Genomic DNA, 22,170 nt, shown 5'->3' with positions numbered 1-22,170 from the left:
GCTGGTGTTCCATTCAGCGAAGATGGTGTTTCCCAGTATGGGAAGGTCAAGACCCGGCGGGATGATCGCCGGAGCACGCCGCAAGGATGCCGGCCCGCGGTGGCGGCTTCATTGATCCAGCGCAGGTTTGTGACATCGGTTGACGACGCGCGGTGCCGGGGCGACACCGTTGCGCCATGCCCCAAAGACTGCGCGTCGCCCTTCTCCTGGCCTGGCTGCTGCCGGTGCTCGGCCCCACCCCGGCCCCGGCCCAGAGCCCGGCCGCAGCTCCGGCGCAGGATTGGCCGGTGCGCATCGTCAACCGCACCGGCCAGCCAGCCACCGCCCTGCACGCGGTGCGCAGCGGCCGGACGGATTGGGGCGGCAACCTGCTGAACCGCGGCCCGCTGCCGAACAACGCCGCCTTCGCCATGCGCCCGAACGCCGCCGCCGGCTGCCGGTTCGATGTGCGCCTGGTGCTGGCCGATGGGCGGGAGGCCCTGGCACGCAACCAGGACATCTGCGCCACGCCGCGGGTCGAGCTGTACACCGCCGTGGCCGCCGCGCCGCCGGGCATCATCACCACGCCCACGCCAGTCCCCGGCGTGGCGCAGGCGCGGCCGAATGCCCAGGCGCGGCGGGTTTCCACCGGGACCGGCTTCGTCGTGGCGCCGGACCGGGTGCTGACCAACCAGCATGTGGTCGATGGCTGCGACCGCATCCTGGCGCGCACGCCGGATGGCCGCTGGCTGGCCGCCGTGCCGCCGGCGCAGGTGGACCGGGCGCTGGACCTATCCATCCTCCACATTCCGGGCAATCCCGGCCCGGCGCTGTCCTTCCGCGCCGGCCCGGCCGTGCGGCGTGGGGAGGGCGTGGTCGCCTACGGCTTCCCGCTCAGCGGCCTGCTCTCCGCCGACCCGAAGCTGACCCGCGGCGAGATCAACGCGCTGGGCGGGCTGCGCAACGACCAGAACACCTATCAGATCAGCGCGGAGGTGCAGCCCGGCAATTCCGGCGGTCCGCTGCTGGACATGCAGGGCCATGTGGTCGGCGTGGTGGTGGCGAAGCTGGACAGCCGCCGCGTGCAGAACGTGGACAATGTGAACTTCGCCGTGAAGGGGGAGGCAGCCCAGGCCTTCCTGCGCCGCGCCGGCCACGCCTTCCAGGCCGCGCAGAGCAGCGGCGCCGATCGCAGCGCGGCGGATGTCGGCGACATCGCCAACCGCTCGACGGTGCTGCTGCGGTGTGAAAGGTAGCGCGCAACCCACGGCCCGCCCGGCGGTTACACCGGGGCAGCCAGCAGAAGAGGGAACCCCTGGGATGCGCGCTTCCCGCACCACGCCCATCCTGTTCGTCGCGGCGGCCCTGCTGCTGCCGGCCGCCGCCCGGGCGCAGGAAGGCACCACGCCCGGCGCCGGCGCGCCCTTCTCGGTGGGCGATGCCTATACCTCCGGCGCCGGTGAATTCACCGTCGAGGGCGTCTTCGGCTATGAGCGCGCGCGGGGCGGACGGGAGGATTTCCGGCCGGCACCGACGCTGAAATACGGGCTGAATGACCGGCTCGAACTCAGCCTCGGCACCGATTACGGCTTCGGCAATGGTTCCGGCGTGAACCAGGGCAGCATCGGCCCGGCGCTGACGGCGCGGCTGGCGGACCAGGAGGGCCTGCTGCCGACGGTGTCGCTCAGCCTCGGCGCCACCGTGCCCTACGGGCCGGGCCATGGCGGCACCGGCACCAGCCTGGTCGCGGCGACCACCTGGGTCACCGGCGAGGGTCCCGGCAGCTGGGGGCTGCACCTGAACGCCGGCTTCCTGGCCACGCTGGACCCGGAGCCGGGTGAGCGCCGCACGGGCTGGCTGGCCGGCGCCGCCGTCAGCCATGTGGTGAACCCGGAGACTGTGCTGGTCGCCGCCTATTCGCAGCAGACGCAGGACGAGGGCGATCGCGACTTCAGCCTGGTGGAAGCCGGCTTCATCCGCAGCATCAGCGATTCCACCAGCGTCGGCCTGACGGCCGGCGCCGGGCTGAACCGCGATTCACCCCGCCTGCGCCTGGCCGCCTATCTCAGCTACAGCTTCGCCACCGGCCGATAGTCAGCCGAAGGTCGCCGCGCGGATCGAAGGGTCGATATAGCGCGCGATGTCGGTCAGTTCCTTCTGCGGCTGCGCGTATTTGCTGCGCAGGCGCAGCACCGTGCGCAGCCCGGCCTCGTCGATCCGCAGGTCGCGGAAGATGCCGCGTTCCGGATCCAGCAGCGCCGTGGCGGCGCGGGCGGCGACCGGCGGCGGCATATTGGCCCGCGCGGTGAGGATGCCCGCCGCCTCGGCGCGGTTGGCATCGAGCCACACCAGGCTTTCGCGGAAACCACGCGTGAAGCCGATGAGCTGGTCCCGCTTCGCCGCCAGCGTGCCGCGCCGCGCGGCGGCGACGATGCCCTGGTAGGCGCCGACCGCATCCCGCCCACGGGCCAGGCGCCGGAAGCCGCGGGCCTCCGCCGCGAGATCCAGCGGCGTGTTCAGCAGGGTGGCCGCCTGCTTGCCCTCCAGCAGCGCCGCCAGCCGTTGCGCGCCGCCGCCGACGGCGACCCATTCCACCTGGTCGGCGATGCCGGCCTGGCCCAGCACTTCGCGCAGCACGAAGGCGAAGCCGGTCGTCATGGCGTCCACCGACACCACCTTGCCCCGCAGCGCCGCGAGATCCGGCACATCCGCCGCCGCCATGACGGAGAGCATGCCGTCATCGACGCCGAAGAAGGCGGTGAAGTCGGATGGACCCGGCAGCCGCGCCTCGCCCTGGCCCTCGTTGTAGGCGACGATGTTGTCGACCGAAGTCAGCGCCAGGTCGTACTTCCCCGAATAGAGGTCGGACGCCATGGCGCGCGAATTCGGCGTCAGCTCCAGCGCCACCTCCAGCCCATGCCGGGCGAAGATGCCCTGCTGCTGGCCGGCCCAGATCGCCAGGTTGGAGGCGCCGGCGAAGGCCACCACGTTCAGCTTCGCCAGCGCTTGCGCCTGTGCTTGCGTCTGCGTCTGGGCGGCGCCGGCCGCCAGGGCTGCGGCCAGGGTCATCGCGCTTCTCCGTGTGATGCGGGGCATGGCGCGTTCAGTCCGCGAACTGGCCGGCGGCCTGCAGGATCGGGCGCCAGCGCTCGATCTCGGCGGCCAGGTGGGCGCGATGCACCTCGCCATTCTGGCGCGAGACGGGCTCCGGCGGGCTGCCGAGGCCGGTCATGCGCTCGACCACCCGCGGATCGGCGAGCGCGAAGCGCAGCGCGGCGTTCAGCCGGTCCTGCACCGGCTTCGGCGTGCCGGCCGGCGCGTAGAGGCCGTGCCAGATCGCGACCTCGAAGCCCGGCAGGCCGCCCTGGACGGCGGTGGGCACGCCGGGAACGGCGGGCAGCGGCGCGGGCGTGGTGACGGCCAGCGCCTTGATCTGGCCAGCCTGGATGAAGGGAATCGCGCTGGTGGTCTGGTCGCAATAGATGTCGAGGCGATTGGCCATCAGCTCCGGATAGATCGGGCCCGATCCGGCGAAGGACACGGTGGTGAAGCGCGTGCCGAGGCTGGCCTGCAGCAGCGTGCCGCAGAGCTGGCTGGCGGAGCCGAGGCCGGCATTGCCGAGGTTGATGCGCTCCCCGCCCTCGCGGATCAGGCGGATCATCTCGCCGAAATTGGCGGCGGGGAAATCGGGGCGGGTCAGCCAGACCATCGGGGTGGCGGTGACCAGGCCCAGCATCTCGAAGGCGGTCAGCGGGTTGTAGGGCAGGCGGCGATACAGCGTCGGCGCGGTGGACATGCCGATATTGTGCAGCAGGATGGTGTGGCCATCCGGCCGCGCCTGGGCCACGCGGTTCACGCCGATGGTGCCGCCGGCGCCGCCGACATTCTGCGCCACGACATTGACGCCGAGGTCGCGCGACATCGCTTCCGCCAGCATGCGGCCGACCGCATCGGTGGGGCCGCCAGGGGCGAAGGGGATGACGAGGGTGATGGGCTGGCCGCCGGGCCAGGCGGATTGCGCGCGGGCGGTGCCGGCGAGCAGCGCGGGGGTGGCGAGGGCTGCGCCGAGCAGGCTTCGGCGGGTGGTCTGGATGGTCATCTTCCTGGATTCTCCCTTGGACGTCATGGGGTGGCCGGTTTTCCGGCCTGGTTTGTCTTGATCCTCCGCCGCCCCCTCACCCGGACCCTCTCCCCCTGTCGGCGGAGAGGGCTGCGCAGGCTTGGCGCGATGCGCCAGGCCGACGCGGGTGAGGCGGGCTGCGCCGTCTCTCGCGGCCTCAGCGACCGCCGCCGATATCCACCAGCGTGCCGGTCATGTAGGCGGCGCCGGGCGAGAGCAGGAAAGCGACCAGGCTCGCCACCTCCTCCGGCTCGCCGGGCCGTCCGAGTGCGATGGCCGAGGTCATCGCCTTCAGCCGGTCGGCGCCGGCGCGCGCCTCGTGGCTTTCGGTGCGGATCACGCCCGGCCGCACGCAGCAGACCCGGATGCCGAGTTTCCCCACCTCATTGGCGAGGCCCGCGGTGAACCCATCCACCGCGCCCTTCGCCGCCGCGTACATCACGCGCCCCGGCTGCCCGCCGAGCACGGAGGCGCGCGAGCCGATATTGACGATGACGCCGCCCTGGCCGCCGCGATCCGTCGCCATGCGCCGCACCGCCGCGGAGGAACAGAAGACGGTGGTGCGCAGGTTGCCGTCCATCATGCGGTCGTAGTCGGCGGCGGTGATCTCGGCGATCCTCGCCTCCGCGCTGCCGCCGGCATTGTTCACCAGGCCCTTGATGGGACCGATGGCATCGGCGGCGGCGAACAGCGCCTCGATGCCCGCCTCGGACTGCACATCCGCCTGCACCGCCTGCGCGCGGCCGCCGGCGCCGGTGATGGCCGCGACGGTGGCCTCGGCCGAGGCCGCATCGCGGGTAAAATTCACCACCACGTTCCAGCCATCCGCTGCCGCGGCGCGGGCAATGGCCGCGCCGATGCCGCGACCGGCGCCCGTGACGACCAGGACCCCGTGGTCCAGACGCGGCCGGTGCAGCCCTTCGCGCCCTTCGGCGCTGCGGTCATCGGACGCGGTGTCCGCCTGCGGCCGATTCAGCCCTTCGCGCCCTTCGGCGCTGCGGTCATCGGACGCGGTCACCGCGACCAGCCGCCGACCTGCGATAGTTCCGCGCGGGCTTCCGCCGCGGTCATCGGCTCCGCGCCGAACTCGCGCAGGATGCGGACGGCGCGCTCGACGAGGACGGTGTTGCTGACCGCCAGCTCCCCCTTGTTCAGGTAGATGTTGTCCTCCAGCCCGACGCGCACATGGCCGCCCAGCAGCCAGGCCTGCGCCAGCATGGGGAATTCCATGCGGCCGATGGCGAAGGCCGCCCAGGGGCTGCCGGGGGGGATGATGGACTTCGCGTAGTTCAGCGTCGCCGGATCCCAGTCGAAGCCGTAGCGGATGCCCATGCAGACCTGGAACAGGCAGGGGCCCTTCAGCACGCCATCCGCCATCAGCTTCTTCGCCAGGCCGATATCGCCGCTATCGAAGACCTCGAGCTCCGGGATGGTGCCGACGGAATAGATCAGCTCCGCCATCCGCGTGATCGACCAGGGCGCGTTGATCACCACGGCGCTACCGGACCACATGGTGTTCAGGTCGAGCGTCGCGATCTCCGGCTTCAGCGCGACGATATGCGCAACGCGCTCATCCGGCGGCAGCAGGGTGGAGCCGGCGGCGGCCTCGCGCGGATTGTCCAGCGAAGGCACGTAGCGGCCGCCCGGGCCGGTGGTCAGGTTGATCACCACATCGGTGCCCGATGCGCGGATGCGGTCCATCACCTCCCGGTACAGGTCGATGGACATTGAGGGCTTGCCGGTCGCCGGGTCGCGCACATGGATGTGGGCGACGGCGGCACCGGCCTTGGCGGCCTCGATCGCGGCGTTGGCGATCTGCTCCGGCGTGATCGGCAGGTGCGGCGTCTGTTCCGGCGTGGTGATGTTGCCGGTGACGGCGCAGGTCAGGATGTATTTGCGGCGCATCTTGCTATTCCTTCGCCGGGCCGAAGGCGGGCTTGCCGCGGGTGATGTCGAGGAAACGGGTGACGCTGACCGTCTCGAACAGCCCGTTCTGCGCGAAGGGGTCGCCGGCGGCGAAGGCTTCCGCCGCCGCACGGTCCGGCACGTCGACGATGAACACGGACCCGATCCGCGCCTCCCCGTCATCGGCCACCATCGGGCCGGCCAACTTGATGTCGACCGGGCTGGCCTTCAGGTAGGCGCGGTGCGCGTCGTAATGCGCCTCGCGGATCGCGGCGCCATCGGCGACCTGGGTGCAATGGATCAGGAACAACATTTCAGGCGGCATCCTCTCTTGGAATGCGGAATTCGTAGCTGAGTTTGGCCGGCTTGCCTGCCGCCTTCGGCGCATCCCAGTCCGTCACCAGGCTCGCCTTCACGCCGAACACCGCATCGTCATGCAGGTACGGGTCGCCATCCTTGAAGATGTGGGTGATCAGGTCCCGGTAGCCGGGCTTCTTGATCCAGAAATGCACATGCGTCGGCCGCATCGGGCTGCGGCCCATCGAGGCCAGCACACGCCCCACCGGCCCGTCATGCGGCACCGGGTAGCTGGCAGGCATCACGGTGGGGAAGGCGAGCAGACCGTCCGGGCCGGTGACGAAGCGGCCACGCATGTTGTGTTCGTCGCCGAGCTGGCTGTCGTAGAAGCCATCCGGCGAGGTGTGCCACACATCCACCTGCGCGCCTTCCAGCGGCTGGCCGGCCTCGTCCAGGATGCGCACCTCGACCTCCAGCGGTTCGCCAGCCACGCCGGGCGACATGTTCTGCCCGTTCTGCAGCACCGGCGGATTCTCGCGGTGGAAGGGGCCGAGCACGGTGGTCTCGCTGACGCTGGCATGGGTGCGATGCGCGATCGCGTCCACCAGCATGGAGACGCCGAGGATGTCGGACAGCAGGATCACCTCCTGCCGCTTGTCGTCGCACCAGCGGCCGAGCTCGGTGACGAAGCCGACCCCCTGTTCCCATTCCTCCGGCGTCAGCTCCACCTCCCGCACGAAGTCATGCAGGTGGGTGACGAGGGCGGTCATGATCTGGCGCATGCGCGGGCTGGCTTCGGGCGAGATGCGCCCCAGCACCGCCTCGGTGAGATTCTCGCTGGTATAGGTGACGTGGCCTTCGGGCATGGTGCGTTTCCCTCTTAATCGCCCATGGTCAGCACGACGCGACCGCGGGTGCCGCGGGCGACGGCAGCATAGGCCTCGGCGCCACGCGCCAACGGGTAGGATTCGACGATGGCGGGGGGCGGATAGGCGCCGGATTCGAAGCCCGTGCGCAGCGCTTCCATCATCGGCGCGCAGGCGGCGGCGGAGCGCTTCAGACTGTCCACGCCCAGCAGGCGGCATTCGCGGCGATAGAACGGGATCAGCTCGAACTTCACCTGCTCACCCGGCGTGCCGGCGATGACGATCATGCGCCCGCCGAAGGCGAGTGCCGCCAGCGCCGCCTCGGTCAGCGCGGGCTTGCCGACGCAGTCATACACCACATCCACGCCGCGCCCGCCGGTGGCGGCGGCGATCTGGGCGGCCACGTCATCCCGGTTCACATCGATGAAGCTCTGGGTTGCATGCCGGGCCGGGCTGTCCGCCGGCGCCTCGCCGCGCACTGCCGCGATCACGCTGCAGCCGCGCGCCGCGCCGATGCCACAGGCCGCACCGCCGACGCCGCCGGTGGCGCCCAGCACCAGCAGCGTCTCGCCGGGCTGCAGCTGCGCGTAGTCCAGGCCGATCCAGGCGGTGACGTAGTTCACGCCGACCGCGCCGGCCTGTGCGAAGCTGAGATTGGCCGGCTTGCGCGCCAGCGCCGCCACCGGCAGGTGCAGGAAGCGCGCATGGCTGCCGTCCCGCGTGAAGCCGATATCGCCGCCGGTGCCCCAGACTTCCGCGCCGCACCATTCGGCCGGCCCCTCCACCACCACCCCGGCGAAATCCCGGCCGGGGGTGCGCGGCGGCACGGTCTGGCGCATGCGGCCGGCGACGTTCTTCACATCCGAAGGGTTCACGGAGGCCGCATGCACCCGCACCAGGGCCTCCGCCGTGCCGGGGCTGGCCACCGCCACATCCTGGCACGCCAGCACCTCCGGCCCACCGAAGGCGGCGAAGCGCAAGGCGGGGGCGTGCTTCAGCTTCTGCGCGGCCGGCGCCTGACCCGCATTCGGGGGGGCATCGTTCATGGCGGGTCGAATCCTCCGTTGACGGATCGGTAGGCTTCGCCGCGGAAAGGGTCAAGAAAAATCTGCAATCGATTGCAGCGCCCGCTAAGCGACCGGTTGCGCTATAGCGGCGCCGATGCAGCCACCCGCCCCATCGCCCCTGCGGGGCGTCCCATCGCCCCTGCGGGCCACCATTGCCGATGTCGCCCGCGAAGCCGGCGTGCATGCCTCCACCGTCTCCCGCGCCCTGAACCCGGCCACCCGCGGCATGGTGACGGAGGCGGTGGCCCAGCGCGTGACGGAGGTGGCGGACCGCCTGGGCTGGCGGCCCTCCGCGGTCGCCGCCGGGCTGCGCACGCGCAAGTCGCGCACCATCGGCATCCTGGTGCCGGACCTGATCAACCCGATCTTCCCGCCCATCCTGCATGCGGTGGAAACCGTGCTGGCGACGCAGGGCTACGTCACGCTGGTGGCGAACACGGATAACGACGCGGCGCGCGAATCGCTGCTGATCGAGCGCATGGCGACGCATCTGGTGGATGGGCTGATCCTGGCCTCCGCCGCCGCGGGGACCGATGCGCTGTCGCTCTGTGCCCGCTTCGGCATCCCGGCGGTGCTGATCAACCGGCGCATGCCGGAAGGCGCGGGCTGCGCCGCCGTCTCCGCCGTCACCAATGACGACATCCACGGCATCGGCCTGGCGGTGGACCACCTGGTGGCGCTCGGGCACCGGCGGATCGCGCATCTGGCCGGGCCGCAGGGCGTCTCCACCGCGCGGGACCGCCGCACCGGATTCCTCGACCGGATGCGCCATCACGGGCTGGAGCCGGCGGAAATCACCACCGCGGCGGCCTATACGCGGGAGGCAGGGCGCGCGGCGATGGCGGCGCTGCTGCAGGGGCCAGCGGGTACCGGGCCATCTGGTAACGAGCCGGGCTGCACCGCGGTGGCGGTGGCGAACGACATGCTCTGCCTCGGCGTCTATGATGCGATGGAGGCGGCGGGGCGGCGCGTGGCGGCGGACATCTCCGTCACCGGCTTCAACGACATGCCCTTCGTCGATCGCATCCACCCGGCGCTGACCACCATCCGCATCCAGCACGACGCCATGGGCCGCCAGGCCGCCTGCATCCTGCTGGCGGAAATGGCCGAGCCGGGCCTGGCGCGGCAAAGCATTCGGCTGGTGCCGGAACTGGTCGTCCGCGCCTCCACCGCACCACCCGCAAAGGCCCCCTGATGCCGCTGATCGTCGCCCAGGTTTCGGATGCCCATCTCGGGCCCCGCACCACCGTGTTCCAGGCCAATATGGCGCGCATCGAGCAGGTGCTGCACGCAGCCCCGCCGCAGGCGCTGGTGGCCAGCGGCGACCTGTCGCTGGATGGCGCGGACCGCGATGCGGATCTGTCCTTCGCCGCGAGTGCCTTCCGCCGCATGGCCGGTGCCGCTCCGTTGCTGGCGATTCCGGGCAACCACGATGTCGGCAGCGACCCGCGCACTATGCCGACCCAGCCGGTGGATGCCGGCCGCCTGGCGCGCTGGCAGGCGCAGTTCGGCGCCGATCGCTTCCTGCAGGACCTGGACGGGCCGGGCGGCGAGGCCTGGCGGCTGATCGGCCTCAACACGGAAATCATGGGCACCGGCCTGGCGCAGGAGGCCGAGCAGGCCGCTTGGCTGGGGCAGGCGCTGTCCGGCCTCGGCCGCCGCCGCATCGCCGCCTTCCTGCACAAGCCGGTCTTCGTGAACGGGCCGGACGACGCCTTCGACTACTGGTCCGTACCGCCGGAGGCGCGTCCGGCGCTGGCGCCGCTGCTGCACCACCCCGCGCTGCGGCTCGTCGCCTCCGGCCATCTGCATCTGCACCGCATGGAGCGGCGGGGGGAGGTGGCCTATGCCTGGGCGCCCCCGGCCTCCTTCATCTGCGAGCCGGAGATCCAGCCGGGCCTGCCCGGCGACCGCGTCGGCGGCTTCCTGCGCCATACGCTGCATGCCGACCATGTCGAGACCGAACTGGTAGGCCCCGCAGGGCTGCGCGCGCCATTCCTGGAGGAGGTGCGGGCGGAGACCTACCCTCGCCTCGGTTGACTTCGGTTGTGTTTCGCGCTCCGGTTGCACAACCCAGAGTTGGTTTTCCGTTAATTCGGTGATCGTTAGGATCAAGGAACTTTCACCCGACGGGGCGCCATGTCGCAGGCTCAAAGGCCGCGGTCCGAATTCCTGGGTCTGCACGACCCCTATGCCGACACCCCGGCCGGGCCACCGGCGCCGCGCCCGCCGCCGGGCCCGCTGGTGACGCGGGAGAAGGCGGGGGAGCTGGTGCGGGCCGGGGGCGCGCTGGCCGCCCTGTTCGTGCTGATCGCGGTGGTCATCACCGCGCTGGGCTGATCAGCCCTTCGGCTTCTCGCGCTTCTGGTTCTCGCCGGGCAGGGCGATGCCGGTAAGCGCCTGCCACACCCGGATGACGAAGCCATCATCGGCGCGTCCATGGCCCATGGCGCTGGCGGCGGTGAACAATTGCTGCGCCTGGCTGGCCAGCGGCACCGGATGGTCCAGCCCGCGCGCCATCTGCGCCACCAGGCCGAGATCCTTCACGAAGATGTCCACGGCGCTGCGCGGGGCGTCGTCGCCCTCCAGCACGCGGGCCATGCGGTTCTCGAACATCCAGCTGTTGCCGGCGGCGCTGGTCACCACGTCGTAGAGCTTCTGCGGGTCCGCCCCGGCGCGGATGCCGAGCGACATCGCCTCCGCCGCCACGGCGATATGCACGCCGGCCAGAAGCTGGTGCACCACCTTCACCGTCGCGCCGATGCCGGGCGCCTCGCCCAGCTCCCACACCTTGGTCGCCACCGCATCCAGCACCGGCTTCGCCTTTGCGAAGGCGGCGGGGCTGCCGGAGGCCATGACCGTCATCTCTCCGGTCGCGGCCTTGGCCGCACCACCAGAGACGGGGGCATCGAGGTAGAGGAAGCCCGCCGCCTCGGCTCGCGCCGCCAGCCGGCGGGCGTCATCCGGGCCCATGGTGGCGGAGGCGATGATGACGGCGCCGGGCGCCAGGCGCTTCGTGCAGCCGGCGGGGCCGAACAGCGCGGCTTCGGTCTGCGCGGCGTTCACCACCAGCAGCAGCACGGCCTGTGTCCCGGGTGCGATTGCATCCGCGCTGGCGGCGACCTGCCCGCCGGCACCGGCAAAACTGTCGCGCGCGGTTTCCGAGAAATCGCAGCCCGTCACGGCCAGACCTGCCCGCAGGCAGGACAGCGCCGCCCCCATGCCCATGGCCCCGAGGCCGATCACCGCCACCTGCATCGTCATCTCTCCCTGATCGCGCAAGGCTGGCGGGCGGCGGCGTTCAGCGCAAGACGAGGACCAGGATCTGCACCAGGGCGGAGACCACCAGCAGGACCAGGACGATTTTCGACAGGGTGGAGATGGGCGGCATCAGCCGGAGATGATCGCGCGCAGCAGGGCCTTCAAGGCGGGGGCGGCTTCCGCGTGGCGGGCCAGCAGCGCGGCCTCATGCGCGCGAGCCTCGGCCACCAGGGAATCGGCGAGTGCGGCGCCGGTAGAAGTCAGGGCGATGCGGGTCTGGCGGCCCTGGCGGGTGCGGGCGAGCAAGCCATCGGCAGCCATCCGGTCCAGCAGCTTGGACATGGTCGGCTGCTGCATCAGGCAGGTCTTGCCCAACTGCCCGACCGTCGCGCCCGCCGCCGCGCCATGCAGCGTTGCCAGCACCCGCCAGACCGGCACGGCAACCCCGCGCGCCTTCAGCCGCGCATGGAAATCGGCCGAGGCGGCGTGCGAGGCCTGGGCCAGCAGGGCGAGGAGATAATCCTCGACGAAGCGGGGCGGGGTGGTCACGCGGTGAACATATGACTTTTCATGTGTCGGCGCCACCGCTAGCGTGAGCCCCAGCCAGGGAGGGCAGCGGATTGCGCGATGACCGGATCGAGCCGCAATGGATCGAGGCCTTCGAGGCGGTGCTGCGGCTCTGCGCGGCGCAGCCGGGGGAGACGGTGTGCCTGCTGTCCGAGAGCCAGTCGCGGCGGCTGAACATCGACCTGGCGGAGCTTGCGGCGCATCGCCTGGGCTGCCGGCCCTTCCGGCTGGAGGTGCCGACGCCGCGGCAGACGGCGCCGGTGCCGGTGCGGTCCACCGGCGCGTCGCGCGCCTTGGCGGGGCATCCCTCCGTGCTGGCGGCGCTCGGCGCTTCCTCCCTCATCCTGGATCTGACGCGGGAGGGGCTGCTGCATGCGCCGGAGCTGAAGGGAATCCTCGCCAGTGGCGCGCGGGTGCTGATGGTCAGCGACGAGCATCCGGATGTGCTGGAACGCCTGGTGCCGCGCGCGGAGGATGCGGCGCCGGTGAAGGCCGCCGTGAAGCGGCTGCGCGCGGCGCGGGAGATGCGCGTGACCAGCGCGGCGGGCACCGACCTGACCGTGGCGATGGCGGGGGCCACCACCGCCGGCGTCTGGGGTTTCACGGACCGGCCGGGCACCATCGCGCATTGGCCGGGCGGCGTGGTGGTGTCCTTCCCTGCCGCCGGCAGCGTCGCCGGCACGCTGGTGCTGGCGCCGGGCGACGCCAACCTGACCTTCAAGCGCTACATCGAGCAGCCCGTGCGGCTGACCTTGCGCGACGACCATGTGGTGGCGGTGGAAGGCGAGGGCGTCGATGCGCGCCTGATGCGCGACTACCTGGCCGCCTGGGGCGACCCCGGCGCCTATGCCGTCAGCCATGTCGGCTGGGGCATGAACCGCCGCGCGCGGCGCGAGGGCCTGCTGTTCCACGACAGGGGCGACCTGAACGGCACGGAGCTGCGTGCCTCGGCGGGGAATTTCCTGTTCTCGACGGGCGCGAATGAATTCGCCGGCCGCTTCACCGAGGGCCATTTCGACATCCCCGTTTTCGGCTGCACCATCGCCCTGGATGGCGAGGTGGTGGTCCGCGAAGGAGACTTGCTGGCATGACCACCATCCTGCTGCACGGTATCGGCGGCCCGTCCTGGGACGGCATGATCCCGGGCGCGATCGACTGGCCGATGCCCGGCTTCTGCGGCACCGCGCCGCTGCCCGAGATGACCTTCCCGGCGCTGGCGGATTCGCTGCGCGATGCGCTGGATGCGCGCGGGCTGGACCGCGTGACGCTGGTCGGCCATTCGATGGGCGGCATGCTGGCGCAGGAATTCGTCGCGCGCTGTCCGGAGCGGGTGGCGAAGCTGGTGCTCTACGGCACCACGCCCGCCTTCGGCGGCCGCGACCCGTCCTTCGCCGAGCAGTTCCTGGCCGCGCGCCTTGGCCCGCTGGAGGGACGCTCGATGCAGGATGCGGCGCCGGATCTGATGGCCGGGATGCTCGCCGACAGCGCGCCGCCGGATGCGCTTCCGCGGGCCCTGGCCGCGATGCGCGCCATCCCGGAGGAGGTGTATCGCGCTACCTTGCGCTGCCTCACCACCTTCGACCGCCGCGCCGACATGGCGCGCATCGCCGTGCCCACGCTCCTGATCGCCGGCGAGCGCGACCAGGCGGCGCCGCTGAAGACCATGCAGCGCATGGCGGAGGCGATTCCGGGCGCGCGGATCGTCGTGGTGCCGGGCGCCGGGCACCTGATCCATCTGGAAGCGCCCGAGCCTTTCCGGGCCGCGCTGCTGCCCTTCCTGAAGGCGTGACACCCATGGATGCGCCGATCTTCGACCCCAAGGCCTTCCGGCTGACGTCCTTCGAGGCCGAATTGACCGCCCGCGCCCGCGATTTCGGCGCCCGCGTGCTGGCGCCGCGCGCCGCGCGATGGGATCGCGACGCGACCTTCCCGATCGACAACTACCGCGACATGCATCGCGAAGGCCTTTTGGGCATCTGCATCCCGGCGGAGGAAGGCGGGCTCGGCGCCGATTTCCGCGCCTATTGCATGACCGCGGCGGAGCTTGGGCGGTACTGCGGTGCCACGGCGCTGACCTGGAACATGCATGTCTGTTCCACGCTCTGGACCGGCGCGCTGACCGAAGACCTGGAGATGGACGAGGCCACGCGCGCGGAACACCGCCGCCGCCGCCGCCTGCACTACGACACCATCCTGCGCGACGGAAAGATCTTCTCGCAGCCCTTCTCGGAGGGCGGCGCGGCGGCGGCGGGGGCTGCGGCCTTCGGCACCACGGCGGTGCGCGTGCCTGGCGGGTTTCGGATCAACGGCAAGAAGATTTTCGCGAGTCTCGCCGGCCATGCGGATACCTACGGCATCCTCTGCACGGAAATGCTGCCGGGCGAGAAGGCGTCGCGAAAGAACACGCTGTATCTCGGCGTGCCGGCGGATGCGCCGGGCGTCACCGTGACGGGGGAATGGGACCCGCTGGGCATGCGCGGCACCGTCTCCCGCACCCTGATCTTCGAGGATGTCTTCGTGGCGGAGGATGCGGCGCTGATGCCGCCGGGCCTTTATTTCCAGGCGGCGATGCGCTGGCCGCACATGTTCCTGACGCTCTCGCCCACCTATATGGGGCTGGCGCAGGCGGGTTATGATTTCTGCGTGCGCTACCTGCGCGGCGAACAGCCCGGCACGCCGCCGGTGAAGCGCCGCATGTACCCCACCAAGCAGATCGCCGTGGCGCAGATGCGCGTGATGCTGGAACAGACCAAGGCGCTGTGGTTCCAGGCCATCACGGAGGCCGGGCCCGATCCCTCCAAGGAGCAGATGCTGCGGGCGCTGGCCGCGCAGCATACGGTGATGGAGAACGCCCAGGCCATCGCCAGCCTCGCCATCCGCACCTGCGGCGGCCAGGCGATGCTGAAATCCCTGCCGCTGGAACGCATCTTTCGCGACAGCCGCTGCGGTGCGCTGATGCTGCCCTGGACGGCGGAACTCTGCATCGACCGCATCGGCCGCGACGCGCTGTATGAGAAGGGCGAGACGGACCAGTGAAAGACTGGCTCGCCGCGCATCCGCCCGGCCGCATCGCGCTGCGCTTCGGCGATGCGGCGCTGACCTATGGTGAACTGCACGCGCAGGCGCGCGCCATGGCGGCGGCGCTGGCGGCGCGCGGCGTGCGGCATGGGGATCGCGTGGGCTTCCTCGGCCAGAACCATCCGTCGCAGATCGTCGCGCTCTTCGCCTGCGCCCGGCTCGGCGCGCTGCTGCTGCCGCTGAACTGGCGCCTGGCTGCGCCGGAATGGCGCTTCATCCTGGACGATGCCGGCGTGCGGCTGCTGTTGGCGACGCCCGAAATGCTCCCGGCCGTGCCGGACCAGGCGGTGGATGTCACCACCCTCACCGCTTCCGGCGACGCGCCGGATGAGGGCGCGGAGCATGACCCGGTGCTGCTGGTCTATACCAGCGGCACCACCGGCCGGCCGAAGGGCGCGGTGCTGGACCAGTGCGCGCTGCGCCACAATGCCCTGAGCGCGCAGCACGCCTTCGAGCTGACGCAGGCCGACCGCGTGCTGACCGTGCTGCCGCTGTTCCATGTCGGCGGCCTCAATATCCAGACCACGCCGGCGCTGATGGCGGGTGCGGAGGTGCTGCTGCATCCGCGCTTCGATGCGGAGGCCTTCTTCGACGACGTCGCGCGCCACCGCCCGACCCTCACCTTGCTGGTGCCCGCGGTGATGCAGGCCCTGGTCAGCCATCCGCGCTGGGCCTCGGCCGATCTTTCGAGCCTGCGCGCCATCGGCGCCGGCTCCTCCGACGTGCCGCTTCCGCTGATCGAGGCGTTTCATACTCGGAAAATTCCCGTGCAGCAGGTCTATGGCGCGACCGAAACCTGCCCCATCGCCATCCTCCAGGACCGCGCGGAGGCGCTGGCCGCCCCCGGCTCGCTCGGCCGTCCCGCTTTGCATGCGGAAGCCCGCATCGCCGGCGGCGCGGCCGAGGGCGAGATCCAGATCCGCGGCCCGGCCACGCTGCGCCGCTACTGGCCGGATGTACCGGCGCTGGATGCGGAAGGCTGGTTCGCCACCGGCGATGTCGGGCGCCTCGACCCGCAGGGGCGCTGGTGGTTCACCGACCGGCTGAAGCACGTGATCATCTCGGGCGGGGAGAACATCTACCCGGCGGAGGTCGAGCGCCTGTTGCGCAGCGCGCCCGGCATCGCGGAAGGCGCCATCATCGGCCGCCCCGATCCGCGCTGGGGGGAGGTGCCGGTCGCCGTCGTCGTCCCGGCCGAGGGCTTCGACGCGGCCCGCGTGCTGGCGCATTTCGAGGGCCAGATCGCCCGCTTCAAGATTCCCCGCGCCGTGGTCACCGTGCCCGCCCTGCCGCGCACCGCGCTCGGCAAGGTCGAGGTCGCAAAGCTGCGCAGCCTGCTGGCCTGAACCGCGAAACCGGGCATGATCGGGATAGCCGGCCCGAGGAAACGCCCCGCATGATGCGCCTGAACGCCTTCGACATGGCGACCCCCGGCCATATCCAGCAGGGAATGTGGCGCCATCCGCGCGACACCGCCGCGAACTACCGAAACCTGGAGCACTGGACCGGCCTCGCCCGGCTGCTGGAGCGCGGGCTGTTCGACGGGTTGTTCCTGGCCGATGTGCTCGGCATCTATGATGTCCATGGCGGCAGCCCGGATGCGGCCTTGCGCGGCGGCGTGCAGGTGCCGCTGCTGGACCCGGTGCTGTTGGTGCCGGCCATGGCGGCGGTCACGCAGCACCTCGGCTTTGGCGTCACCTGCAACCTGGCCTATGAACCGCCCTACCTGTTTGCCCGGCGGATGAGCACGCTGGACCACCTGACCGGCGGCCGCATCGGCTGGAACATCGTGACCGGCTACCTCGACAGCGCCGCCCGCGCGCTGGGCCATGCCGAGCAGATGCGGCACGATGACCGCTATGACCTGGCCGATGAATACATGCAGGCGGTCTATGCGCTGTGGGAGGGAAGCTGGGCCGAGGATGCCGTGAAGCGCGACCGCCAGGGCGGCATCTTCACCGACGCATCCCGCGTGCGCCGCATCCACCATGCCGGCCCGCAATACCACATCGATGCGATCCACCTGGCCGAACCCTCGCCGCAGCGCACCCCCGTGCTGTACCAGGCCGGCGCCAGCGAGCGCGGCCGCCGCTTCGCCGGCACCCATGCCGAATGCGTTTTCGTGAACGGCACCAACCCTGCCGTGGTCGCGCGGCTGGTCGCGCAGCTGCGCGCCGCCGCCGCGCCGCGCCCCATCCAGGTCTTCGCCGGCGCCACCGTAGTGGTCGGCCGGACCGAGGCCGAGGCGCGCGACCTGCTCGCGGATTACGCGTCCTGGGCGAGTGCGGAGGGCTGCCTCGCCCATGCCTCCGCCTCGCTCGGCATCGATTTGAAGAAGTTCGGCATGGATGAGCCGGTGCGGGCCGGCGAAAGCCAGGCGATCCGCTCCAATGTCGAGGCGATGGCCAAGGTCGCCGGGCCGGACTGGACGCCGCGCATGCTGCTGGCGCAATCGGTGCTCGGCAGCCGCCAGCCGCCGATCGTGGGCGATCCCGTGCAGGTGGCGGATGCGCTGGCCGGCTGGATGCAGGCGGCGGATGTGGATGGCTTCAACCTGTCCCGCACCGTGATGCCGGAATGCCTGGAAAGCTTCGTCGCGCTGGTGGTGCCGGTGCTGCAGGAACGCGGGTTGTACAAGACCGCCTACACCCCCGGCACCTACCGCGAGAAACTGTTCGGCGCCGGCAGGCTGCTGCCGGAGGGCCACCCGGCCGCGCGCCACCGCTGGGCATGAAACGCCGGAACATCGCGCTGATCACCCTGGCGCAGGTGCTGGCGCTGTCACTGTGGTTCTCCTCCACCGCCGCAGGCCCGGCCATGCTGCTGGAGGCACCGGCGCGCGGGCATGTCTACCAGGCGCTGCTGACCAGCGCGGTGCAGGCCGGCTTCGTGCTCGGCACGCTGGTCAGCGCCGCGCTGGCGCTGCCGGATCGCTTCGACCCACGCCGCGTCTTCGCCCTCGCGGCACTGCTGGGCGCCACGGCGAATGGCGCCATCCTGCTGCTGCCGCCGGGGGCGGAGGCGGTGATCGCGGCGCGCTTCGCGACCGGCATGGCGCTCGCCGGGGTCTATCCGGTGGGGATGAAGCTGGCGGCCGGCTGGGCGGACCGGGGCGATATGGGGCTGGTGGTGGGGCTGCTGGTGGGCGGGCTGACGCTCGGTTCCGCCGCGCCGCATCTGGTCTCGGCCTTGGGCGGCGTGGCCTGGCGGCCGGTGCTGGCGGTGGCGTCGGGCACGGCGGTTGCGGCGGCGCTGCTGGTGGGGCTGGTGCGGCTCGGTCCGCGCCATGCGCCGGCACCGCCCTTCCGACCGGAAGCGGCGCTCGGGCTGTTCCGCAACCGGGGCACGCGGCTCGCGACGCTCGGCTATCTCGGGCACATGTGGGAGCTCTATGCGATGTGGGCCTGGGTCGGCCTGTATTTCGCCGCCAGCTTCGCCGCCTGGCGCGGCGATGCGCCAAGGCCGACGGAGGCCGCGCTGGCCACCTTCGCCGTCATCGCCGTTGGGGCGCTGGGCTCGGTTGCCGCCGGGCTGGCGGCGGACCGCATCGGGCGGGTGCGGGTGACGGTCGCGGCCATGGCGGTCTCGGGCGCCTGCTGCCTGCTGGCGGGGCCGTTCTTCGGGCTGCATCCGGCGCTGGTGATGCTGCTCGGCCTGGTCTGGGGCGTGGCGGTGGTGGCGGATTCGGCACAGTTCTCCGCCAGCGTGGCGGAGCTGTCGGAGCCGGGGCTGACCGGCACCATGCTGACGGTGCAGACCAGCCTGGGCTTCGCGCTGACCCTGGTGACGATCCACCTGATGCCGCCCATGGTGCAGGCGCTGGGCTGGGGTGGCGCCTTCGCCGTGCTGGCGCTGGGGCCGGCGCTGGGGTGTCTCGCCATGCTGCGCCTCGGTCGCAGCGCCGATGCGGCGCGGCTGGCGGGTGGACGGGGATAAAGGGGGACACAGGTCATGACGCTGCTGATCCGCAACACCACCATCGTCACCGGCGATGCGGCCGGCACCATCCATTACGGCGCGGCGCTCGCCGTCCAGGGCAACCGCATCGCCGCCATCGGCCCGGATGCGGAGATCGCGGCGCGCTTCCCCGAGGCGGAGGAGGTCGATGGCAGCGGCCGCGTGGTCTTCCCGGGCTTCGCCAATATCCACACCCATCTCGGTATGACGCTGGCGCGCGGCGTCTTCGAGGATCTGTCGCCGCCACATAACCCGCCCTTCTGCGGCGGCCTCTCGCCGATTCCGCTGCCCGTGCTGTCCCCGTCCGAACAGGCGGTGATGTGCCAATTGGGTGCGCTGGAGGCGATCCGCTCCGGCACCACCGCGCTGCTCGAGGATGCCTCCGGCATCGAGGATTATGCGCCGCAGATGGTGGAGACCGGCCTGCGCATGGTGTTGGCGGAGCGCTGCTGGGACCGTGCGGGTGCCGGCATCGGCGACCCTGCCGAGTTCCGCCAGGACCCGGCGCTGGGTGAGGCCGGGCTGGCGCGGATGGAGGCATTGCACCGCCGCTGGCACGGCGCCGGTGCGGGCCGCATCCAGGTCGGCATCGCCGCCTGGGCGCCGGACATGTGCTCGCCGGAGCTGCTTCGGGCGGTGGAAGCCCTGCGCCAGAGACTGGATGTGGTCTGCACCATCCACCTCAACCAGATCTGGGGGGAGGTCGCGGCGGTGCAGGCGCATCGCGGCATGCTGCCGAGCGAATACCTCGACAGCATCGGCTTCCTGAACGACCGGCTGGTCGCCGCGCATTGCCGCTGCATGGCGCCGCTGGAGGAGAAGATCCTCGGCCGGCACAAGGTGCATGTCGCCTTCAACGCCGCCATCGCCGCCCGGCGCGGCCTCAGCCCGCGGGTGTGCGAGCTGGAGCAGGCCGGCTGCAATATCGGCATGGGTACCGACAACATGGCGGAGGACATGGTGGAGGTGATGCGCACCGGCCTGTTCATGGAACGCATCCGCCGCCAGGACGGCCGCAGCCCGACGCCGGAGGAGGCGCTGCGCTGGGCGACCCGCAACGGCTACCGCGCCATGGGCGTGGCGGATGGCGGCTGGCTGGCGGAGGGCAACCTGGCGGACCTGGTCATGCTGCGGACCGGCCGCGCTCATCTGGCGCCCTTCCTGCGCGCGGTCGCGGTCTTCGTGCATCAGGGCCAGGCTGCGGATATCGACGATGTCATGGTCGATGGCGCCTGGGTGATGCGCGACCGTGTGGTGCTGACGATGGATGAGGCGCGCGTGGTGCGGGAGGCGGAGGAAATCGCCGGGCGGGCCTGGGCGCGGCTCTTCGCGGAGAATCCCGGGATCGCGGTGCCGCCGGGTTTCCGGCCGCTTTAGCGGGGCGCGGCCAGCTCCTCGGGTGTCGCCGCGATGCCGCGCGCGCGCAGCCAGGCGGAGGCGCGCGGGTCGGCGGTCAGCACACACAGCGGCACGGCCAGGATCATGCCCGCGGTGAAGGGCAGCGCCAGCGCCAAGGCGGGCCAGGACAGGCCGGCGAAGGCGGCGGTCAGCAGCAGGCCAACGACGGTGTGCGGCCAGAGCAGCCGCGTGGCGTCGCGCCAGGACACGCCACGATCGGCGCGGTTCTGCGGCAGCCAGCCGGGCTTCGCGCCGAAGGGTAGCAGGGCCAGGAAGATCGCCTTGTTGAGGTTCGACAGCGGCTCGAACAGCTGCATGAAGACCAGCTCCGCCAGCGCGCCGCGGGCGAAGGCGGCGCGGCCGCCATAGGTGGCGGCGGCACGGCGCTGGATCAGCACCTGCGCATAGCCGGCCAGCTTCGGCGCGAAGTAGCACAGCCAATGCGCCAGCACGGCGAGCGCCAGCGCCCCCATCGGCGTGCCCGCGCCGCCGCCGCCCAGCCCGTTCGCCGCGGCGAGGATCAGCGCCAGCACATAAAGCGGCGCGCCGAGGAACAGCAGGATCGCCTGCGCCAGCTGCAGCCGGCCGAGCCAGGTCATCCCCGGCAGGCGGAACAGATGAAAGTACTGCATGTTGCCCGCGCCCCAGCGTTCATCGCGGCCCAAAAATTCGGGCAAAGCGGGCGGGTTGGACTCCAGGCTGCCATCCTCCGCCGGCAGGCAGCGCACGGCCCAGCCGGCGGATTGCAGCCGCACGGATTCCACCATGTCGTGGCTCAGGATCCGGCTGCCATCGGGCAGCGCCTCCAGCTTCGCATGGTCGCGGAAGGGGGCGACACGGAGGATCGCGTTGTGGCCCCAATAGGGGCCGGCATCCATCTGCCACCAGGCCTGTCCGGTGGCCCAGGCGCGCATGCCGGCGCGCATGCCGAACTGGAACAGGCGCGGGAAGGCGGCCGTCGCCGGGCGGCCGACGATGAGCTGCTGCACGATGGCGAGCCGCGGATCTGCCTCCATCACCGCGACCAGGCGCAGCACGGCGGCGGGGGTCATCACGCTGTCGGCGTCCAGCGTCAGGAAGAAGGCCTCGTCGGTCAGATGATGGTCCAGCGCGTCCATCACATTGCCGGCCTTGTAGCCGGTGTTTTGGGCGCGGCGGCGGTAGCGGGCGGTGGGGTGGGCGGCGAGGAATGCCTGCACCGCAGTTTCCTCGTCAGCGACGGCCTGCGGGTCCTGCGTGTCAGACAGCAGCCAGAGGCGAAAACGGTCCCTGGCACCCGCCTGGTCCAGCCCCTGCAGCAGCACGGCGAGTGGCGGCAGGACCTGGGACAGGTCCTCGTTCCGCAGGCAGACGAACAGGGCGGTGAGGGCGCCGGGCGGGCCGGGCTTGGCGCGGGCCAGGGCGGGCAGCACGGCGGCGGGCGGGTTCGGCGCGCGCAGCAGTATCACCAGCCCCGCCAGCGCATTGGCCGCCGACAGCGCCGCCCAGGGTGTGGTCAGCCCGATGCAGGCCAGGATCGCCCATTCCAGCGGGGCCATACCGCCAGGCAGCAGGGCCCGCAGCAGCAAGACCAGCAGCAAAACGGCGATCGCCGCGACCAGCAGGGCGAACAGGGATCGGCGGAGCAGGGGCGATTCGGGCGGCATCGTCGGAGCCATGCCGCCGGATGATGGCG

22 protein-coding genes are annotated in these 22,170 nt (G+C 71.5%); 12 read left to right on the top strand and 10 right to left on the bottom strand.

Annotation, left to right across the window (positions count from 1 at the left end):
• The first annotated feature begins 176 nt into the window (after positions 1-176).
• A complete protein-coding gene (locus tag HB662_RS07785) occupies positions 177-1,235 on the top strand; it encodes a trypsin-like peptidase domain-containing protein (RefSeq protein WP_168048871.1) in 1,059 nt (352 codons plus the stop codon).
• A gap of 64 nt (positions 1,236-1,299) precedes the next feature.
• Entirely contained in the window at positions 1,300-2,073 is a 774-nt protein-coding gene (locus tag HB662_RS07780) for a transporter (protein WP_168048869.1), read from the top strand.
• Here the strand turns inward: HB662_RS07780 and HB662_RS07775 are convergent, their stop codons facing one another.
• The 7 genes from HB662_RS07775 to HB662_RS07745 all read right to left on the bottom strand — a co-directional run bounded on the left by HB662_RS07775 (position 2,074) and on the right by HB662_RS07745 (position 8,213).
• Positions 2,074-3,048 (bottom strand): ABC transporter substrate-binding protein, encoded by a 975-nt coding sequence (locus tag HB662_RS07775; RefSeq protein ID WP_168048867.1) that lies wholly within the window; start codon positions 3,046-3,048, stop codon positions 2,074-2,076.
• Positions 3,049-3,082: 34 nt separating this feature from the next.
• Positions 3,083-4,078: a tripartite tricarboxylate transporter substrate-binding protein gene (locus tag HB662_RS07770; RefSeq protein WP_168048865.1), complete on the bottom strand. Its 996-nt coding sequence runs from the start codon at positions 4,076-4,078 to the stop codon at positions 3,083-3,085.
• A 178-nt stretch (positions 4,079-4,256) separates the two neighbouring features.
• Positions 4,257-5,117 carry an SDR family NAD(P)-dependent oxidoreductase gene (locus tag HB662_RS07765; protein WP_342449464.1) on the bottom strand — a complete coding sequence of 287 codons (861 nt, stop codon included), beginning with the start codon at positions 5,115-5,117 and terminating at the stop codon, positions 4,257-4,259.
• Positions 5,114-6,004, bottom strand: a complete 891-nt coding sequence (locus HB662_RS07760; RefSeq protein WP_168048863.1) for a BKACE family enzyme — start codon at positions 6,002-6,004, stop codon at positions 5,114-5,116. Before HB662_RS07760 ends, HB662_RS07765 begins: the two co-directional genes overlap by 4 nt.
• Positions 6,005-6,008: 4 nt before the next feature.
• A complete protein-coding gene (locus tag HB662_RS07755) occupies positions 6,009-6,317 on the bottom strand; it encodes a YciI family protein (RefSeq protein ID WP_168048861.1) in 309 nt (102 codons plus the stop codon).
• A 1-nt stretch (position 6,318) separates the two neighbouring features.
• Positions 6,319-7,167, bottom strand: coding sequence for a dioxygenase family protein (locus tag HB662_RS07750; protein WP_209443151.1), 849 nt, complete (start codon positions 7,165-7,167; stop codon positions 6,319-6,321).
• A 14-nt stretch (positions 7,168-7,181) separates the two neighbouring features.
• Positions 7,182-8,213, bottom strand: coding sequence for a quinone oxidoreductase family protein (locus HB662_RS07745; RefSeq protein WP_168048859.1), 1,032 nt, complete (start codon positions 8,211-8,213; stop codon positions 7,182-7,184).
• Between the two features lie 115 nt (positions 8,214-8,328).
• Between HB662_RS07745 and HB662_RS07740 the strand changes: the two genes are divergently transcribed.
• The 3 genes from HB662_RS07740 (at position 8,329) to HB662_RS07730 (ending at position 10,574) form a co-directional block, all read left to right on the top strand.
• Positions 8,329-9,429, top strand: coding sequence for a LacI family DNA-binding transcriptional regulator (locus tag HB662_RS07740; protein ID WP_168048857.1), 1,101 nt, complete (start codon positions 8,329-8,331; stop codon positions 9,427-9,429).
• Positions 9,429-10,274, top strand: coding sequence for a metallophosphoesterase family protein (locus tag HB662_RS07735; RefSeq protein WP_168048855.1), 846 nt, complete (start codon positions 9,429-9,431; stop codon positions 10,272-10,274). The genes HB662_RS07740 and HB662_RS07735 overlap by 1 nt, the downstream gene beginning before the upstream one ends.
• Positions 10,275-10,373: 99 nt before the next feature.
• The gene (locus tag HB662_RS07730) at positions 10,374-10,574 is read left to right on the top strand and encodes a hypothetical protein (protein ID WP_168048853.1); all 201 of its coding nucleotides are present in this window, start codon (positions 10,374-10,376) and stop codon (positions 10,572-10,574) included.
• Here HB662_RS07730 and ltnD read toward each other — a convergent pair whose 3' ends face one another.
• A complete protein-coding gene (gene ltnD, locus HB662_RS07725; RefSeq protein ID WP_342449463.1) occupies positions 10,575-11,498 on the bottom strand; it encodes an L-threonate dehydrogenase in 924 nt (307 codons plus the stop codon).
• Between the two features lie 126 nt (positions 11,499-11,624).
• On the bottom strand, positions 11,625-12,044 hold the full coding sequence (locus tag HB662_RS07720; RefSeq protein WP_168048851.1) for a MarR family transcriptional regulator: 420 nt from the start codon (positions 12,042-12,044) through the stop codon (positions 11,625-11,627).
• 71 nt (positions 12,045-12,115) lie between these two features.
• On the opposite strand from HB662_RS07720, the gene HB662_RS07715 reads away from it, so the two are divergent.
• Genes HB662_RS07715 through HB662_RS07685 form a run of 7 tightly spaced genes read left to right on the top strand, consistent with a single transcriptional unit; the run spans position 12,116 to position 20,474 of the window.
• Positions 12,116-13,153 (top strand): M29 family metallopeptidase, encoded by a 1,038-nt coding sequence (locus HB662_RS07715; protein ID WP_168048849.1) that lies wholly within the window; start codon positions 12,116-12,118, stop codon positions 13,151-13,153.
• Positions 13,150-13,851 carry an alpha/beta fold hydrolase gene (locus tag HB662_RS07710; RefSeq protein WP_168048847.1) on the top strand — a complete coding sequence of 234 codons (702 nt, stop codon included), beginning with the start codon at positions 13,150-13,152 and terminating at the stop codon, positions 13,849-13,851. The genes HB662_RS07715 and HB662_RS07710 overlap by 4 nt, the downstream gene beginning before the upstream one ends.
• 5 nt (positions 13,852-13,856) lie before the next feature.
• Positions 13,857-15,098 carry an acyl-CoA dehydrogenase family protein gene (locus tag HB662_RS07705; protein ID WP_168048845.1) on the top strand — a complete coding sequence of 414 codons (1,242 nt, stop codon included), beginning with the start codon at positions 13,857-13,859 and terminating at the stop codon, positions 15,096-15,098.
• Positions 15,095-16,486, top strand: coding sequence for an AMP-binding protein (locus HB662_RS07700; RefSeq protein WP_209443150.1), 1,392 nt, complete (start codon positions 15,095-15,097; stop codon positions 16,484-16,486). Before HB662_RS07705 ends, HB662_RS07700 begins: the two co-directional genes overlap by 4 nt.
• A gap of 50 nt (positions 16,487-16,536) precedes the next feature.
• Entirely contained in the window at positions 16,537-17,874 is a 1,338-nt protein-coding gene (locus HB662_RS07695) for an LLM class flavin-dependent oxidoreductase (RefSeq protein ID WP_168048843.1), read from the top strand.
• A complete protein-coding gene (locus HB662_RS07690) occupies positions 17,871-19,076 on the top strand; it encodes an MFS transporter (RefSeq protein WP_168048841.1) in 1,206 nt (401 codons plus the stop codon). Before HB662_RS07695 ends, HB662_RS07690 begins: the two co-directional genes overlap by 4 nt.
• Before the next feature lie 15 nt (positions 19,077-19,091).
• The gene (locus HB662_RS07685; protein WP_168048839.1) at positions 19,092-20,474 is read left to right on the top strand and encodes an amidohydrolase family protein; all 1,383 of its coding nucleotides are present in this window, start codon (positions 19,092-19,094) and stop codon (positions 20,472-20,474) included.
• On the opposite strand, the gene mdoH is transcribed toward HB662_RS07685, so the two are convergent.
• Entirely contained in the window at positions 20,471-22,153 is a 1,683-nt protein-coding gene (gene mdoH, locus HB662_RS07680) for a glucans biosynthesis glucosyltransferase MdoH (protein ID WP_168048837.1), read from the bottom strand. The genes HB662_RS07685 and mdoH overlap by 4 nt on opposite strands.
• Positions 22,154-22,170: the final 17 nt, after the last annotated feature.

The organism is Falsiroseomonas frigidaquae, assembly GCF_012163145.1.
GTDB lineage: Bacteria > Pseudomonadota > Alphaproteobacteria > Acetobacterales > Acetobacteraceae > Falsiroseomonas > Falsiroseomonas frigidaquae.
This window is presented reverse-complemented; position numbering and strand designations above follow the sequence as displayed.

Bases quoted from the DNA above. Each gene is read 5' to 3' on its own strand.
- HB662_RS07685 (WP_168048839.1), top strand. From the start codon at position 19,092: ATGACGCTGCTGATCCGCAACACCACCATCGTCACCGGCGATGCGGCC.
- HB662_RS07740 (WP_168048857.1), top strand. From the start codon at position 8,329: ATGCAGCCACCCGCCCCATCGCCCCTGCGGGGCGTCCCATCGCCCCTG.
- HB662_RS07780 (WP_168048869.1), top strand. From the start codon at position 1,300: ATGCGCGCTTCCCGCACCACGCCCATCCTGTTCGTCGCGGCGGCCCTG.
- HB662_RS07695 (WP_168048843.1), top strand. From the start codon at position 16,537: ATGATGCGCCTGAACGCCTTCGACATGGCGACCCCCGGCCATATCCAG.
- HB662_RS07710 (WP_168048847.1), top strand. From the start codon at position 13,150: ATGACCACCATCCTGCTGCACGGTATCGGCGGCCCGTCCTGGGACGGC.
- HB662_RS07730 (WP_168048853.1), top strand. From the start codon at position 10,374: ATGTCGCAGGCTCAAAGGCCGCGGTCCGAATTCCTGGGTCTGCACGAC.
- HB662_RS07770 (WP_168048865.1), bottom strand. From the start codon at position 4,078: ATGACCATCCAGACCACCCGCCGAAGCCTGCTCGGCGCAGCCCTCGCC.
- HB662_RS07750 (WP_209443151.1), bottom strand. From the start codon at position 7,167: ATGCCCGAAGGCCACGTCACCTATACCAGCGAGAATCTCACCGAGGCG.
- HB662_RS07705 (WP_168048845.1), top strand. From the start codon at position 13,857: ATGGATGCGCCGATCTTCGACCCCAAGGCCTTCCGGCTGACGTCCTTC.
- HB662_RS07690 (WP_168048841.1), top strand. From the start codon at position 17,871: ATGAAACGCCGGAACATCGCGCTGATCACCCTGGCGCAGGTGCTGGCG.
- mdoH (WP_168048837.1), bottom strand. From the start codon at position 22,153: ATGGCTCCGACGATGCCGCCCGAATCGCCCCTGCTCCGCCGATCCCTG.
- HB662_RS07785 (WP_168048871.1), top strand. From the start codon at position 177: ATGCCCCAAAGACTGCGCGTCGCCCTTCTCCTGGCCTGGCTGCTGCCG.
- HB662_RS07755 (WP_168048861.1), bottom strand. From the start codon at position 6,317: ATGTTGTTCCTGATCCATTGCACCCAGGTCGCCGATGGCGCCGCGATC.
- HB662_RS07775 (WP_168048867.1), bottom strand. From the start codon at position 3,048: ATGACCCTGGCCGCAGCCCTGGCGGCCGGCGCCGCCCAGACGCAGACG.
- HB662_RS07760 (WP_168048863.1), bottom strand. From the start codon at position 6,004: ATGCGCCGCAAATACATCCTGACCTGCGCCGTCACCGGCAACATCACC.
- HB662_RS07735 (WP_168048855.1), top strand. From the start codon at position 9,429: ATGCCGCTGATCGTCGCCCAGGTTTCGGATGCCCATCTCGGGCCCCGC.
- HB662_RS07745 (WP_168048859.1), bottom strand. From the start codon at position 8,213: ATGAACGATGCCCCCCCGAATGCGGGTCAGGCGCCGGCCGCGCAGAAG.
- ltnD (WP_342449463.1), bottom strand. From the start codon at position 11,498: ATGACGATGCAGGTGGCGGTGATCGGCCTCGGGGCCATGGGCATGGGG.